The following is a 16,062-nucleotide window of genomic DNA, read 5'->3' as shown; positions in this document are numbered from 1 at the left end:
GGCTTCATAAAGGAGTACGCAGCGCATCCCGGTTTGGATCGGTAATGCCGAGTGCACAATTTCACAGCCCGGCGTTGAACCGGGTCGTCGTGTCCTGCGTGCGGCCGGCCGCCGTCATGCCCATCAGGAGCAGAATGCACCGGTTACGGGTCAGCGGCAAACACGTGACGACTGCCAGAGACAGAACAGCCCGCGGGTATCCGTTAATTCGGACACCCACGGGCTGCGCGTACGTCGGATCTGCTGGCGCAGATATCGCGACGCTCGTTCGTGGCGTACGTCAGGAATGGACTTCGACCCTCCGTCCAGGCCGGTACTGTTCAGACCGGTACGGTAACGATCGCGGTGGCGACCCCGGACTGGTCGACCGCCTGGAACTGAATCCGTTCGATGTCGTCCCGGGGCGCCGCCGTCGACGTGCTCAGCAGCAACGGCGCGGGTTGCTCCGCGGTGCCGTACCCGGCCTCGGGCACCGTCCAGGTGGAGAGCACCTCGGCGGTGCCGGAAGCCCGCAGCACCACGATCCGGCACTGCATCGGACCCGGCACCCGGCGTAGCGCGAACGAAACCTGGGTGCCCCACGCGGCTTCCTCCAGCACCACGTCGGCCTCCACCCCGGTGGTGGGGTCGACCGCGTTGAACTTCTCGCCGGTGACCTCCGGACCACCGACCCCGGACTGCGGATCGACCGGTGACGGGCTGGCCGAGACCGACGTCTGCGGCCCGGCCTGCGGCGTCGCCGAACCATCTGACCAGGCCGACCCGGCGTAGAACGAGAAACCGGTGAGCGTCGCCAGCAGCACGAACCCGGCGGCGATCTGTAGCGGGCGGCCCGCGAACAGCCGTCGGGACCTACCGGCGTGGCCGAGCGGACGGACCTGACCGTGGTCGCGACGCTGGTCGGCGTCGGACCGCAGGGCCGGCCGGATCGGCACCGGTGCGCCGCCGTCGCCGTCGTCCGCCCCACCAGCCCGGTTCACACCGGTGGGGCCGGGCTGAGGGAGGACGGGGCTGTCCTCCAACTGGTCGATGTCTACGGCGGACATCAACCCGACGATCGGAATGAGTGACTCCAGCTCTGCCGCGCAGGCCCAGCAGCCGGCGAGATGCTCCTCGAACCGCTCGACGTCGTCGGCATCGAGTGCGCCGAGCGCGTAGGCTCCGACGTCCCAGTGGGCGGACCGTGTCATTCTGTAACCCCCCGCTGTTGCAGCGCCGTCCGCAGCGCTCGTAGCGCGTAGTAGACCCGCGACTTGGCGGTACCCAGTGGCAGCCCCAGCTCCGCGGCCGCCTCCGGGACCGTGCGGCCGCGGAAGTACGTCTCGACCAGGATCTCCCGGTGCGGCTGGCTGAGCGTGCGCAACGCGTCGGCGACGGTCATCTGCCGCAGCACCTGATCGGTGCCGTCGGACTCGGCGAAGCTCTCCAGATCCCGGTCGTACTCCTCGGTCGGGCGAGCCTTCTCGCTGCGGTGGTCGTCGATCGCGATGCGTCGGGCGACGGTCACCAGCCACGGTCGCAGCGACGCCTGGCCCTGCGCGCCGAGCCGGTGGGCGTTGCGCCACGCCCGCAGCAGTGTCTCCTGGACGATGTCCTCGGCCCGTTGCCGGTCCCCCCCGGTGAGCCGTAACACGAATCCCAGTAGCGGCCGGGCGTGCTCTGCGTACAGTGTGCGGACGAGATCGTCCCCGTGGCTGGACTCCGCTGTCCCGGCCTGCTGCCGGCTCCCTGCGGTCCGTGGCGTCACCGGCTCATCATCGCGCTCGGCCGCCCTCCCGTCGATGCTCTGCCAACGTTGTGTGCTGCGGGCCGTGGCCGAACCGTTGCCGGTCACGCCCGGCCGGATCCTCTCCGCCTGCCAGCCGCTGGCGACCGCGTACATCGCAGGACCTCCATCCGACGTCGACATGGCCCGCGGCTGGGGGCCCACCCCGAGGTACGGAGCCGGCCGGCGGACGGATCAACGCCCGCTCGGAAAAATTCCATCCGGTGGCGGCGGCGACGGCTGCGCGGTCGCGTCGGCGATCGGCGACGCCGTCGCGATCAACCGGTCCAGCGCCGCACCGTGCAGCACCCGGCTGGGAAACCAGTCACCGGCGGCCAGCCGGGCCAGCTCCCCGACAGCCGGCACGGCGCGTCCGGCGACCACCACCAGGTTGCCGTACCGGCGCTGGCGCAGCACGGCCGCGTCGGCGACCAGGCAGATGCCGGGCAGCACCTGCCGTACCGACGCCAGATGCCGGCGGGCCCAGCCCAGCGGCGGGCCGTCAGCCACGTTGGACAGCAGTTGCCCGCCGGGTGCGAGTACCCGGGCGACCTCGGTGACGAACTCGACCGAGGTCAGCCGTGCCGGAGTGCGGGCACCGGCGAACACGTCCGCGATCACCAGGTCGTAGCTGTCCGTGCGAGCCTGCTCGACGGCGGACCGTGCGTCACCGACCCGGACCCGCAGATTGCGGTCGGCCGGCCAGGGCAGTTCGCGGCGGACCAGCTCGGTCAACGCGGCGTCGATCTCCACTACCCGCTGGCTCGACCCGGGACGGGTGGCGGCCAGGTAGCGCGGCAGGGTCAGCCCACCGCCGCCCAGGTGCAGCACGCGCAGTGGGGCACCGGCCGGGGCGGCCAGGTCGATCGCCGCGGCGATCCGGCGGACGTACTCGAACTCCAGGTGTGTCGGATCGTCGAGATCGACGTGGGACTGCTGGGTGCCGTCCAACAGCAGGGTGTACGCCCGCCGCCGGTCCGGGTCCGGAACGAGCCGCGCGGTGCCGGTGTCTACCTGGACCGCGGGCGGCGTTGTCCTGCGGGTACGGCCCATCGGCACAGTATGCCGGTCACCGCCACGCCGGACTCTCCCGCCCGGCCGCCGAGAGGCTGAGCGCCCGGTGCAGCAGCCGGGCGTCGCCGAGCATCGCCCGCAGCCGTCGCTCCAGCCCGGCGATCGGCACCAGGTTCTGCGGTGCCCTTGGATCCTTGTACGGAGCCGAGGCGAACCGGGGCAGCGTCGCCAGCGAGAGATCGGCGAGCGCGATCGCCGCCTGCGGCGTCAGGTCTGGCCGGCACTCCACCCGGACGATGCCCGCCCACGGCGCGCCCCGCGGCCCGGGCAGCCGCAGATACCACGAGTAGCTGCGCCACCGGGTGCCGCGCAGGAAGACCGGGCTGCGTTCCGCCGGTTGCAGCGCGGTCACCACCGGGATCAGACTCGCCGGCAGGTACGGCTGGCGCTGGGACTTGACGTAGCCGACCGTGTTCGGCAGCCGGCGCCCGCGCAGTGGACCGTCCACCACCAGCAGGTTCGCCGGGTCGTCCGCGCCGTCGGCGCGGGCCTGCTCGGAGACGGCGATCTCCAGCGCGGCCAGCGCCGGCTGCACCGCCTGCGGCAGTACGGCCGGATCGGCGTCGTCGACCCGCCGCGCCGGATAGCGCACCCGCCCGACGACCAGGTCGGTGGCGGCGGTGCTCGGCGTGAACAGGCCTCGCTCGGTTCGGGCTCCGGCCGCCAACCGGGCTGCCCCGCGCCGCAGGTCACAGCGCACCACACCGGCGGCGTACGAGGCGGCCAGCGCCGGGTACGAGACTCCGTCGGGCTCCTCGCTCCACAACGAGGCGTCGATCCGACGCACCCCGTCGACCAGCAGCACCACATCCGGTGCGCGCACATCGGCCGGCTGGCGTAACGGCCGCCACGCCGCCGGATCGAGCTCCACGGCGAGATCGGTGGCGTCCTGACCGTCGTCGGCGGCGCCGGGGCCACCCGAGTCGGCGGCCTCGAACGACGTGCCGTAGCCGGGTTGCCAGCCCTCGACGAACCAGCGGACCCCGGTGGCCGGCTGGCCCGTCACGGTCGCGGTCACAGCCCGCTCCGCCGGACCCGGGCCGTACAGGCGTCCTTGCTGACCTCGAACCGGACCGGTACCCGCTCGGCCAGCGCCGGAACGTGGGTCACCAGGCCGACCATCCGGTCACCCCGGGCGGCGAGCCCTTCCAGGGTCGCGGCGACGGTGTCCAGGGTGGCCGCGTCCAGTGAGCCGAAGCCCTCGTCGAGCACGATCGATTCCAGACTGGCGGCGCTGGCCGACATCCCGGCCAGTTGCTCCGACAACGACAGGGCGAGTGCCAGCGACGCCTGGAAGGTCTCCCCACCGGACAGGGTGCGTACCCCGCGGCGCAGTCCGGCGTCGTGGTGGTCGACGACAAAGAACTCACCGGCGTCGTGCACCAGCTCGTACTGACCGCAGGAGAGCTCCCGCAGGATCCGCGACGCGCCGTCGACCAGCAGGTCCAGCGCCTCGACCAGCAGCCACCGCTCGAAGTTGTTGGCCCGCAGGTGCCCGGCCAACGTCCGGGCCAGCTGGGCCTGCCGCTCCTGGTCGGCCCGCCGGCCGCGCAGCTCACCTGCCTGGGCGAACCGTTCGGTGATTCGTTCGTGGTCGGTCTGCGCCCGCTGGACCGCCAGCGCGGCCGACTGCCGGTAGCCGGCCGGATCGGCACCGGCCGGCGGTGCCAGCTCGGCGGCGACGAACAGCGCGTCGATGTCGGCGGCGATGCCGCTGGCCGCTGACCGGGCCGAAGCCAGCCGAGCCTCCGCCTCCGCCCGCGCCGTGCGGCGTTCGGCGAGCAATTGGTGCGCCCAGTCGGTCAGAAGCGTCCACGCTGCGGCCAGATCGGTGCGGTCGGCGGCCGGCGGCGCCAGCCGGGCGACGGCGTCCCGGCCGGCGTCGAACTCCCGCCAGCCGGCCTGTAGCCGCTGTTCGCCGGTCACGGCGGCGCGCTGCGCCTGACGGGCCGCCTCCCGGGCCCGGCGGACCTGGCCACCGGCGTCGTCGAGGGCGCGTTGGAACCGGTTGACCGTGGCCAGATCGGTGCGCAACGCGTCGGCGCCGGGCGAGTCGGACAACCGGGCGTCGAGTTGCGCCAGCCGGGCGGTCAGCTGCTCTGCCCGTACCCTGGCCCGGTCGACGGCCCGCTCCACCCCGCGCAGCGACTGCTCGGCCTCGGCGACCGCCTGGCGGGCCTGGTCGGCGGCGGCCCGGGCGGCCTGACCGGCGGACTTCGCCTCGGCGACCCGGGACCCAGCCGGCACCGGCGGCACCGTGCTCACCGGCTGCGCGCAGACCGGACAGTCCGCCCCGGCGACGAGCTCGTGGCGCAACGCGGCGGCCAGGTCGGCGGACTGCGCCTCCTGGTACGTCTGCCGGGCGCGGTCCAACTCGCGGTCCGCCGCCTCGGCGGTGGACCGGGCCGACCGTAGCGCCGCCTGGCTGGCGATCTGTTCGGCCTGCGCGGCGGCGAGCGCCGGAGCCAGCTCGGCCGATTCGGCGGCGACCCGGTCCCGTTCGGCGTGTGTCTGCAGCAGCAGCCGCCGGTCGGCCGGGTCACCGATGGCGGCCAGTTCGGCGCGGACCTTCTCCTCGCGTTCCTCGGCGTCGGCGACGGCCCGGTCCGCGTCGGCGGCGGCGACCCGGGCGGCCGCCGCCTGATCGGCCAGCCGGGCGGCGGCCTCCGGTGCGGCGACGCCGGCCAGCAGCCCGACCTCGTCGTCCAGGGCCGTCACCTGGTCGGCCGCGCTCGCCACCGCCTGCTGGGCCTGCGCCAACCGGGGCAGCGCCGCGTCGACCGCGGTCGCCAACGCCCGCATCGCGTCGACCTGACGCGCCGCAGCCGCCACCGCCGATTCGTCGGCGTCGGCGAGACCGCCGAGCAACTGGTCGACCGCCGCGACTGCCGCTTCGGCGGCCCCCGCCCGGGCGGTGGCCCGCTCCCGGACCCGTTCGTAGACGTGCAGCCCGAGCAGGTTGACCAGGATCTGCTGGCGGGTGGCCGGCTTGGCGTGCAGGAAGTCGGCGAACCGGCCCTGCGGCAGCAGCACGCAGGTGGTGAACTGCTCGTACGGCAGCCCGACCGCGTCCAGCACGGCCTGCTCCATCTCGGCGGGCGTACCGGCCAGCACCTCGCCGAGGTCGTCCGGGCTCATCCCGGTGTCCAGCCGGGTCACGTCGAACCCGGGTGGCATCAACTGCAGGCCGGCGTTGCCGGTCTTGACCGCGCCCCGCGAGTCGCGGCGGATCACCCGGGTGGCGACGTAGCGGCTGCCGGCGCTCTCGAACACCAGCCGCACCCGGGCCTCGGTGGCCGACGGTGCCAGCGCGGCGGCGATGCCCCGGCTGCTGCCCCAGCGCGGTACCACGCCGTACAGGGCGAAACAGATCGCGTCGAGGATGCTGGACTTGCCCGACCCGGTCGGCCCGACGAGGGCGAAGAAGTCGGCGTCGGTGAAGTCGACCGTGGTCTCCTCCCGGAACACGGTGAATCCGGCCAGATCCAGCCGCAGCGGCCTCACGACGAGGTCACCTCCTCGTACAGCGTGTCGAACAGGGTCCGTACGTCGTCGTCGCCGTGCCCGCGCGCGTCCAGGTAGTCGGCGAACAGCTGCCCGGGTGCCCGGCCGGCCCGCTGCGGGGTGCGCGTCGCACCGGTGGCGGACGCGGACCGGGTGAACTCCGGGTCGATGCGCACGTCCAACGCCCGGGGCAGTAGCGCCTGCACCTCTTCGCGCAGCCCGGCCCGGGGCGTCTCCCGAATAAACACCCGCAGCCAGGCGTCGCCGTACTCGCCGGCGGCCAGTTCGTCGAGGGTGCCGCGGACGGTGCGCAGCGGGGTCGCGGCGTCCACCGGTACCTCGCGTACCCGGGCGGCGGTGCCAGCGGTGACGTCGACGATGCTGACCGACCCGACGTTGTCCTCCTCGCCGAAGTCGATGGGCAGCGGACTGCCGCTGTAGCGCACCGGGCAGGGCGCCTCGAGCTGCTGGGCGCGGTGCAGGTGGCCGAGCGCCACGTAGTGCGTCCCGGTCGGGAAGACGGTGGCCGGTACGGCGTACCCGAGGACGGTGTGCACCTCCCGCTCGCCGCCGCCGGACCGCCCACCGACCACGGTCAGGTGGGCGGTGATCAGATCGACCACACCGGGCTCACCGAACCCTCCGGCGAGCCGGGCCAGCACCCGTCCGATGTGGTCGGCGTACGTCTGGTTGGCCTCGGCCGCGGTCAGTTGGTACATCTCGGTGGCCCGGACGGCGTACCGCTGGGACAGGAACGGCAGCGCGACCAGCCGCCACCGTTCGCCGTCGCCGGTGGTGCCGGTGATCACGTGCTCGTCCGGGGTGTCCCGGACGGCGCCGCGCAGGGTGATCCCGGCGGCGTCGGCCCACGGCCGCAGCGCGTCCAGCGCGGCCCCGTTGTCGTGGTTGCCGCCGATCGCCACCACGTCGGCGCCGGTGCCGCGCAACGCGGTCAACGCCCGGGTGACCACCCGGGTGGCGTCCGGTCCGGGAGCGGAGGTGTCATACAGGTCACCGGCGACGATCACCAGGTCCGGGCGTTCGGTACGGGCGATCTCGACCACCCGGGCGAGCACCTGGATCTGCTCGGGCAACCGGGCCTGTCCCTTGAGGACCTTGCCGACGTGCCAGTCGGAGGTGTGCAGGATCCGCATCCGGGGGGACCTCCTCGACCTCAGGGTCAAAACGGGCGGAACGGGTTAGAACGGGATGTCGTCGTCGACGGTGGACCGGCCGCCGACCACCGCGAACGGGTCAGCGGCCTGCACGATCGAGCGCAGTGTGCCCGACGGCGCGTCGCCGGCCTCCGACGAGCGGGTGGCCCAGGCCGGGAACGGGAACTCCAGACACAGCGGGACCGGGATGTCCGGCTGGTTGACGAACATCGTGCCCGGCTTGGCCAGCAGCACCCGCTGCCGCTGCACCGCCGGTAGGAAGCCGTACTCCGGCCGGGACGCCTCGGCCGGGTCGAGCCGGCCGACCACCCGGACCGCCGAGTTGGTGACGATCCGCCGCTCCACCTCACTGGCGGTCTGCTGGGCGCCGATCAGGATCACCCCGAGCGAGCGGCCCCGCTCGGCGATGTCGAGCAGCACCTCCTTGATCGGTGACGACCCGTCCCGGGGGGCGTACTTGTTGAGCTCGTCGAGCACGACGAACAGCAACGGCTTGGCGGTGCCGGCCCGCTCTTTGCGCTCGAACTCGCCCTTGAGGGTCACGCCGACCACGAACCGCTGTGCCCGGTCCGGCAGGTTGTGCAGGTCGACGACGGTGACCTGGGCGCTCTCGGCGGTGTTGATCTGGTGTGGGCGGCGGGCGGTCAGATCGCCGCGAATCAGCCGGGCCAGGTCGCGTTTGCTGCTGATCAGCCGACGGGCGAAGGCGTTCACCGTGCCCATGCCGACCGCCGAGCCGGCCCACGCCGCCCGGGTCTCCTCGTCGCCGAGCTGGTCGACGATGTGGTCGACCAGATCCCCGTACGAGCCGATCCGTCGGCCGTCGATGCTGATGCCGCCGTCGGCCGGCTGCGCGTGCCGGTGCAGGTACGCGGTGACCGCGTGCACCACCATCGTGTACTGCTGGCGTTCGTCGTCGGCGTCGGCGAACACGTACGGCAGCAGTCGCTGGTCGCAGAACTCGGCGACCGTCCAGTAGAAGCTGTCCACGCCGGTGAGCCGGCTGGTCACGTCGGGGGTGCCGGAGGCGTCGCCGGCGCGCGGCGGGGCGTACACCCGTACGTCCGGGAAGGCGCCGGCGGGCAGGCCGAGCTTGGCGTACGCGGCGGTCGTCGCCTCGTCGAGCCGGACGTTGGGGTGGTCGAGGAAGAGCAGGTCCTCGCCCTTGACGTTGAAGATCAGCGCCTTGGCGTTGACCGCGTCGCCGCCGAGAGTGCCGGAGCGGAACACCGAGTAGAGCAGAAACGTCGCGAAGCTGGTCTTGGTCGCGACGCCGGAGATGCCGGAGATGGACACGTGTGCGCCGCGCTGGCCGTCGAGGAAGTCGGCGTTGAGGTAGACCGGCACCCCGTCGCGGCCGGTGCCCATCGGGATCCGGCGCTCCATCCGGTCGAAGTGCAGGGCGCGGGCGCGGGCGTCGCCTTCGGCTCGCCACACCGGGGCGCCCGGCTCCGGCGGTACGTAGATCTCCGGATCGACCCGGGTGGCGGTGATCTCGGCGGCCTCCTGCACCTGGGCGGGCAGGGTGCCGTCGGCGATGGCGAACACGTCGGAGTCGAACTGCGCCCCTTCGTGGCGGGCCCGGACCTGGGTGACCACCCCGGCGATGGTCACCGGCTCGGCGCCCGGCAGCTCGCGGCGGGTCACCACGACGTCGTCCAGTTGCAGATAGCTGCCGGTGCCGACCGCGGTCCAGAACTGCAGTGGGGTGGCGTCGGCGGTACCCAGCACCCGGCCCACCGGCGCACCCTCCGGTGTCGTGTCACTCATAGTGATGGACTGGTCGCTGAAGTCCGGTTGCGTCATGCCCACGGGTTGCATCCTGCCCCACGGGTACGACCAGCGCGGCATCCGACTCGGCGCGGCCGGCTGAATTTGCCGACGGTGGGTTTCGGTCGACCCGATCCGTTGCCCTCAGGTGATCATGCCTGACTCACGGTGACTATCCTGTGGTGGTCGGGTCGGGCCGGGTGTAGCGGAGCAGCAGCGTGCCGTCGTCGGCGGCCAGCACCTGGCCCAGCCGTAGCTGCCGTACCGGGCTTGCCGGACCCGCACTGATCCGGCCGGCACCGGCACCGGCGAGCAGTGGGGAGACCGTCAGGCAGAGTTCGTCGACCAGGTCGGCGGCGGTCAGCGAACCGAGCAGCATCGGACCACCCTCGCAGAGCAGCCGACGGTGACCACGGGCGCGTAGCTGGCTCAGCCCGGCGGTCAGATCGAGGGTGCGCTCGCCGGCCGGGACGATCTCCGCGACCCGGGCCAGTCGACGTCGCCGTTCGGTCGGCGCGTCGGTCGTGGTGAGCACGATCGGCCGCGTCGGTGCGTCGGCCAGGGCCGGTTGGTCCGGGTCGAGATCGAGCGAGGCGGAGACGACGACCAGGGTGGGATGGGTGGGTAGGCCGTGCTGCCGGCGCCAGCGGCGGCGCCGGTCGTCCAGCCGCAACGCCCGGTACTGCTCCTGACGCAGGGTGCCGGCACCGACCAGCAGCGCGTCGCAGAGCATCCGCAGGACGCCGAAGACCCGTTTGTCCGCGCGTCCGGACAACCCGGCGGACCGGCCGGCCACCGCGACCGCCCCGTCCACGCTGGTCACGAAGTTCACCCTGAGCTGGTCGTGAGGAGCGACAGCATACGCCTCGATCAGGGCCGGGTCGTCCAGCGCGGACCCGGCCGGCGGTGGCCCGAATCGGCGGACCGGCGGGTCCGGGGCAGGCCTGTCCGGGGTCGGCGCGTCCGGGGCCGGTGGCTGGTCGGTCATTCGCCGGCCGGACCGGTGACCGGTGGAGTCGGAGCGGGGGTACGGTGCTGACAGTCGCACCAGTTACCACCCCGACACCCATCGTGCTGGCCTCTCCGGCACGCAGTGCAGATCATGGGTTCGAGCCTAGGTCAGAGAAAGGGCGGCCATGCCCCGTCAGATCTTCCACCTGCTGGTCACCCTGTCCGACATCGCGCCGCCGGTGTGGCGCCGCGTCCAGGTTCCGGGCGGGTACACGCTCGACCGGGTGCACCGGGTGATTCAGCACGCGATGGGCTGGCGCGACTGCCACCTGCACTCGTTCGAGATCAACGGAGCGCAGTACGGCGAGCCGGATCCGGCCGGGGAGCTGCTGTTGCGTGACGAACTGGACACCCGGTTGGACGCCGTGGTCACCAAGGGGGCCCGGTTCCGCTACACGTACGACTTCGGCGACTGGTGGGAGCACGACGTCGTCGTCGAGGACGTCACCGCGCCCGAACCGGACATGCGCTATCCGCTCTGTGCCGACGGGGACCAGGCTTGCCCCCCGGAGGACGTCGGTGGCGCCTTCGGGTACACCGAGTTCCGGGCCGCGGTGGCCGACCCGGCCCACCCGCGTCACGCCGAGATGGCCGATTGGGTGGGTGCGACGTTCGACCGGTTCGGGTTCGACCCGGCGCGGGTCACCACCCTGCTGCGCCGGCTGACCTGACCGCTCCGGCCGGCCTGACCGACCCCGAAGCTGACCCGAGAGCACCCGGGAATTGGCAGTAACGAAATGGGAACGCTCCCATCGGCCCCTTGACACCTCCGAAACCTCCCGGCAATCTCATGGGAGCGCTCCCGGCCGGGGTGAGTGAGATCCACGTCACTTGCTTGACCAACCGCGGAGCGTGGTCGTGCAGTGCCCGCTCCCCGGCGACGAACCCCTTTCGTCAACGCAAGTTCCCGTTGTCGCGGCGGACACCACACGGTCACCCCCCACCACAGAAAGCGACCTTGAGAGGGGTCAGGATGAGCGTCACGCTCCGGCGGTACGCCGCGGTCGCACTCGCCTCCGCTGTCATGTTGACGGCCACGGCCTGCGGCTCCGACGACGCCGATTCAGATCCGGACGGCCCGATCACCCTGGTCGTCGACATCTTCGGCGACGCAGGCTTCGGATACGACGAGTTGATCGAGCAGTACGAGGCCGACAACCCGAACGTCACCGTTCAGCAGCGAGGCATCGGCCTCGGCCTCGGCGACTACAACACCCGACTCACCCAGCAGATCACCGCCGGCTCCGGTGCCGGGGACGTGGTGGCGATCGAAGAGGGCACGATTTCGCAGTTCTTCGCCCAGGCCGACAAGTTCGTCGACCTCGGTGAGCACGGCGCCAACGAACTCGAGGGCAACTTCCTGCCGTGGAAGTGGGAAGCCGGCGTGCTGCCCGACGGCAAGGTGCTCGGGCTCGGCACCGACGTCGGCGGGATGGCCCTGTGCTACCGCTCGGACCTGTTCGAGGCGGCGGGTCTGCCGACCGACCGGGATGAGGTCGGCGCGCTCTGGTCGAGCTGGGACGACTTCATCACGGTCGGGCAGGAGTTCAAGGAGGCCACGCCGGACAAGGCGTTCGTCGACTCGGCGACCAGTTTCTACAACCTGGTGCTGAGCCAGATCGCCGGCGAGGGCACCGGGTACACCTACTACGACACTGAGAACCAGTTCGTCATGGAGAGCAACCCGGACGTGAAGGCCGCGTTCGACCTCACCACCGACATGATCGAGGCTGGGCTGTCGAACAACCTGCAGTCGTTCTCCAACGAGTGGAACGCCGGCTTCAAGAACGCCACCTTCGCCACCATCGCCTGCCCGGCCTGGATGACCGGTGTCATCGAGGGTCAGGCCGGCCCGGAGGCCGCCGGCAAGTGGGACATCGCCACGGCGCCGGGCAACGGCGGCAACTGGGGCGGTTCGTTCCTGGCGGTGCCGACCTCCAGCAAGTACCAGGCCGCCGCCGCCGAGTTGGTCAAGTACCTGACCAGCCCGGATGGCCACATCGCCGCCTTCGAGGCGGTCGGCAACCTGCCGTCGTCGCCGCAGGCGCTGGCCGACCCGAAGGTCGCCGAGGCGGTCAACGAGTACTTCTCCGACGCCCCGACCGGCGAGATCTTCGCCGCCGGTGCCAGTGAGCTCAAGCCGGTCTACCTCGGCCCGAAGAACCAGGCGGTCCGTACCGCAGTGGAGAACGCGCTGCGGGCGGTCGAGCAGGGCCAGTCGCCGGAAGAGGGGTGGCAGGACGCCATCACGAACGGCACGGCCGCCGGCCGGTAGCGCGGTGTCACAACCCGGGTGAGAGATGGCGCCGGCAGGACCTGCCGGCGCCATCTCTCCCGCCGCGTCGCGGTGCCAGCGGCGCGTTGACCTCCCTGGCCGACGTCGGCCGGCCGCCGTACAACTGAAGGACTTTCCCGATGAGCCTGGAGCTAGACACCCCCGCGTCGGCGCAGCCACGCGGCCACCGGGCGGGTCCGGCCGGCGGTGGGGCGGCCCGGCGCCGCTCGCTGACCCGACTGGACCTCAAACTCTCCCCCTACCTCTACGTCCTGCCGTTCTTCGTGATCTTCGCGATCTTCGGCGTCTATCCGATCGTCTACACCGTCTGGATCGCGCTGACCGACCGGTCTCCGCTCAACGCCGAAATCAGCTTCGTCGGCCTGGACAACTTCGTCCGGCTGATCACCGACGATCCGCAGTTCTGGAACGCCGTCTACAACACGTTCGGCATGTTCCTGATGTCCACCGTTCCGCAGTTGCTGATCGCGCTGATGCTGGCCAACGCGCTGAACCGGCGGATCAAGGGACAGACGTTTTTCCGGCTGGCCATCGCCATGCCGATCATCACCTCGACCGCGGTCGTCGCCTTGATCTTCTCGATGATCTACGCGCGGGACTTCGGCCTGGTCAACTGGCTGCTGTCGCTGTTCGGCGTCGAGCCGATCGACTTCCGGGCGAGCAAGCTCGGGTCCTGGTTCGCCATCTCCACCATGGTCGACTGGCGGTGGATCGGCTACAACGCGCTGATCTACCTGGCCGCGATGCAGGCGATCTCGAAGGACATGTACGAGGCCGCCGCCCTCGACGGCGCGTCGCGGACCCGCCAGTTCTGGTCGATCACCGTGCCGCAGCTGCGACCCACCATCATCTTTACCCTGATCATCTCGACGATCGGCGGACTGCAGCTGTTCACCGAGCCGCTGCTGTTCACCAGCGGACCCGGCGGCATCTCCGGCGGTTCCCAGGGTCAGTTCCAGACGATCACCATGTACCTGCTCGACGTCATGAACCAGCGGTTCCAGTGGGGCTACGCAGGCGCCGTGTCGCTGCTGCTCTTCCTGCTCATCGCGTTCATGTCGCTGGTCAACTATCTGCTGGCCCGCCGGATCAGCTCGGACAAGTGAGGCGCGATGACCACCGCAACCCTGCAACCCGTGGCCAACAAGCCCAAGCGAGGCAAGGGCCCGTCGTCGACCTCGGAGCGGCTGTTCAAGGCGAGCCCGTTGACCTGGTTCGGCCTGATCCTGGGCGTGCTCCTGTCGTTCTTCCCGTTCTACTGGATGATCGTCATCGCGTCGCGGACCAACGACGCCGCCAACGCCTGGCCGCCGCCGTTCCTGCCCGGCGGCAACCTCGGTGAGAACATCGGCCGGGTGCTGGCCAACCAGGACGCCAACATTCTCAAAGGGCTGATGAACTCGGTCCTGGTATCCGGCACCATCACCGTGGCGACGGTCTTCTTCGGCTCGCTCGCCGGCTTCGCCTTCGCCAAACTGCGTTTCCGGGGCAAGAACGCGCTGCTGCTCATCGTGCTCGCCTCGATGATGATTCCGATCCAGCTCGGCGTGCTCCCGCTCTACATTCTGATGTCCGAACTCGGCTGGCTGAACCGCATGCCGTCGGTGATCGTGCCGTTCCTGATCGGCGGCTTCGGGATCTTCATGATGCGGCAGTACGCCGAACAGGCGGTGCCCAACGAGTTGATTGAGGCGGCCCGGGTGGACGGCTGCTCCACCTGGCGGATCTTCTGGCACGTGGTCGTGCCGGCGCTGCGCCCGGCGGCGGCGGTGCTCGGTCTGCTGACCTTCATGGAGCAGTGGAACCAGTTCTTCTGGCCGTTCGTGGTCCTCGCCGACCCGACCAACCCGACGGTGCAGATCTCCCTGCGTAGCCTGAACTCGGCGTACTTCGCCGACAATTCCCAGATTTTTGCGGGGACGCTGATCGCGACACTCCCGCTGTTCGTTGTTTTCATCCTCTTCGGCCGCCAAATCATCGGCGGCATCATGGAAGGCGCCGTCAAGTCGTGACCAAAGCAGCAAGTCCGCAGACCGCCGAGTTCCGCGAAGGCTCCGGGCAGCTACTCTTTCCACCCGGGTTCCTCTGGGGTGCCGCCACCGCGGCCTACCAGATCGAGGGCGCAGCGAACGTCGACGGCCGTAAGCCGTCCATCTGGGACACCTTCAGTCACACGCCGGGGAAGGTGCTCGGCGGGGACAGCGGTGATGTGGCCTGCGACCACTACCACCGTTACCGCGAGGACGTCGGGCTGATGGCCGAGCTCGGCCTCAAGTCGTACCGGTTCTCGGTGTCCTGGCCACGGGTGCAGCCCGACGGGTCCGGCGCGGCCAACCAGGCCGGGCTGGACTTCTACCGTCGGCTGGTCGACGAGCTGCTAGCCCAGGGCATCGAGCCGTGGCTGACCCTATACCACTGGGATCTGCCGCAGCCGCTGGAGGATGCCGGCGGGTGGCCGGCCCGGGACACCGCGGCCCGGTTCGCCGACTACGCGGAGTTGGTGCATGGGGCGCTGGGTGACCGGGTGCGGTATTGGACCACGCTGAACGAGCCTTGGTGCTCGTCCTTTCTGGGGTACGGCTCGGGCGTGCACGCCCCTGGGATCACCGACGGTGCCGACTCGGTTCGGGCCGCCCACCACCTGATGCTCGGCCACGGTCTGGCGGTGCAGGCGATGCGCGCGGCCCGGCCGGACCACGACTTCGGCGTCACGCTCAACCTGTACGCCGTGTCGCCGGAGACGGACTCGGCGGTTGACGTCGACGCGGCCCGGCGCATCGACGGTCTGGCCAACCGGATCTTCCTCGACCCGATCCTGCTCGGGCGGTACCCGCAGGACGTGGTGGCGGACTTGGAACCGGTGACCGATCTGGCCCATGTCCGCGAGGGTGACCTGGACGTCATCGCCACCCCGCTGAACGTGCTCGGCATCAACTACTACAGCCGGCACGTGGTCAGCGGCGCGCCGGCGCCCGACACGGCCGACGAACCGTCCTGCTGGCCGGGGAGCGAGCGGATCCGATTTGTCACGCGCGGACTCCCAGTGACCGACATGGGGTGGGAGGTCGACGCCCCCGGCCTGGTGGAGGTGCTGCGCCGGGTCAACGGCGAGTACCCTGAGGTGCCGATCTACATCACAGAGAACGGCTCGGCCTACGTTGACGACGTCGTCAACGACAAAGTCGATGATCCGGACAGGTTGGCCTATTTCGACGCTCACCTGCGTGCCTGTCACGAGGCAATCTCCCACGGAGTGCCGGTGCGGGGCTACTTCGCGTGGTCTTTGATGGATAATTTTGAATGGGCTTGGGGCTATTCGAAGCGCTTCGGCATGATCCATGTCGACTACGACACCCAGCTTCGGATCCCCAAGTCGAGCGCCAGGTGGTACGCCGATGTGATCCGACGTAACGGTCTGGCCGCACAATAGGCGTGGTCAGCCAGCAATAACGGGCCGCGAGGCGCCG

General features: G+C 70.9%; 13 protein-coding genes. 5 read left to right on the top strand and 8 right to left on the bottom strand.

Annotated elements, in window-relative coordinates:
- Nucleotides 1–320: 320 nt before the first annotated feature.
- The 8 genes from ACFHWS_RS15115 to ACFHWS_RS15080 all read right to left on the bottom strand — a co-directional run bounded on the left by ACFHWS_RS15115 (nt 321) and on the right by ACFHWS_RS15080 (nt 10,276).
- On the bottom strand, nt 321–1,190 hold the full coding sequence (locus ACFHWS_RS15115) for an anti-sigma factor family protein (protein WP_416555708.1): 870 nt from the start codon (nt 1,188–1,190) through the stop codon (nt 321–323).
- Nucleotides 1,187–1,882: a sigma-70 family RNA polymerase sigma factor gene (locus ACFHWS_RS15110; RefSeq protein WP_282230040.1), complete on the bottom strand. Its 696-nt coding sequence runs from the start codon at nt 1,880–1,882 to the stop codon at nt 1,187–1,189. The genes ACFHWS_RS15115 and ACFHWS_RS15110 overlap by 4 nt, the downstream gene beginning before the upstream one ends.
- 78 nt (nt 1,883–1,960) lie before the next feature.
- Entirely contained in the window at nt 1,961–2,818 is an 858-nt protein-coding gene (locus tag ACFHWS_RS15105) for a spermidine synthase (RefSeq protein ID WP_416555707.1), read from the bottom strand.
- 16 nt (nt 2,819–2,834) lie between these two features.
- Entirely contained in the window at nt 2,835–3,857 is a 1,023-nt protein-coding gene (locus tag ACFHWS_RS15100) for a hypothetical protein (protein ID WP_416555706.1), read from the bottom strand.
- The gene (locus ACFHWS_RS15095) at nt 3,854–6,343 is read right to left on the bottom strand and encodes an AAA family ATPase (protein ID WP_416555705.1); all 2,490 of its coding nucleotides are present in this window, start codon (nt 6,341–6,343) and stop codon (nt 3,854–3,856) included. The genes ACFHWS_RS15100 and ACFHWS_RS15095 overlap by 4 nt, the downstream gene beginning before the upstream one ends.
- Nucleotides 6,340–7,497, bottom strand: coding sequence for an exonuclease SbcCD subunit D (locus ACFHWS_RS15090; protein ID WP_416555704.1), 1,158 nt, complete (start codon nt 7,495–7,497; stop codon nt 6,340–6,342). Before ACFHWS_RS15090 ends, ACFHWS_RS15095 begins: the two co-directional genes overlap by 4 nt.
- Nucleotides 7,498–7,542: 45 nt before the next feature.
- Nucleotides 7,543–9,288, bottom strand: coding sequence for an ATP-binding protein (locus ACFHWS_RS15085; protein ID WP_416555703.1), 1,746 nt, complete (start codon nt 9,286–9,288; stop codon nt 7,543–7,545).
- Between the two features lie 172 nt (nt 9,289–9,460).
- A complete protein-coding gene (locus ACFHWS_RS15080; protein WP_416555762.1) occupies nt 9,461–10,276 on the bottom strand; it encodes a pyrimidine reductase family protein in 816 nt (271 codons plus the stop codon).
- A 148-nt stretch (nt 10,277–10,424) separates the two neighbouring features.
- On the opposite strand from ACFHWS_RS15080, the gene ACFHWS_RS15075 reads away from it, so the two are divergent.
- From ACFHWS_RS15075 to ACFHWS_RS15055, 5 genes are all read left to right on the top strand, one after another.
- Nucleotides 10,425–10,970, top strand: a complete 546-nt coding sequence (locus ACFHWS_RS15075; protein WP_416555702.1) for a plasmid pRiA4b ORF-3 family protein — start codon at nt 10,425–10,427, stop codon at nt 10,968–10,970.
- 302 nt (nt 10,971–11,272) lie between these two features.
- Nucleotides 11,273–12,574: an ABC transporter substrate-binding protein gene (locus ACFHWS_RS15070; RefSeq protein ID WP_416555701.1), complete on the top strand. Its 1,302-nt coding sequence runs from the start codon at nt 11,273–11,275 to the stop codon at nt 12,572–12,574.
- Nucleotides 12,575–12,714: 140 nt separating this feature from the next.
- Nucleotides 12,715–13,701: a carbohydrate ABC transporter permease gene (locus ACFHWS_RS15065; protein WP_416555700.1), complete on the top strand. Its 987-nt coding sequence runs from the start codon at nt 12,715–12,717 to the stop codon at nt 13,699–13,701.
- A gap of 6 nt (nt 13,702–13,707) precedes the next feature.
- Nucleotides 13,708–14,607: a carbohydrate ABC transporter permease gene (locus ACFHWS_RS15060; RefSeq protein ID WP_278168206.1), complete on the top strand. Its 900-nt coding sequence runs from the start codon at nt 13,708–13,710 to the stop codon at nt 14,605–14,607.
- Nucleotides 14,604–16,025 carry a GH1 family beta-glucosidase gene (locus ACFHWS_RS15055; RefSeq protein ID WP_416568393.1) on the top strand — a complete coding sequence of 474 codons (1,422 nt, stop codon included), beginning with the start codon at nt 14,604–14,606 and terminating at the stop codon, nt 16,023–16,025. The genes ACFHWS_RS15060 and ACFHWS_RS15055 overlap by 4 nt, the downstream gene beginning before the upstream one ends.
- Nucleotides 16,026–16,062 lie beyond the last annotated feature (37 nt).

It is taken from the genome of Micromonospora sp. LOL_013 (assembly GCF_048060315.1).
In the GTDB taxonomy this organism is placed as follows: Bacteria; Actinomycetota; Actinomycetes; order Mycobacteriales; family Micromonosporaceae; genus Micromonospora_E.
The sequence above is the reverse complement of the archived record's forward strand: the minus strand, read 5'-3'. Positions and strand labels throughout refer to the sequence as shown.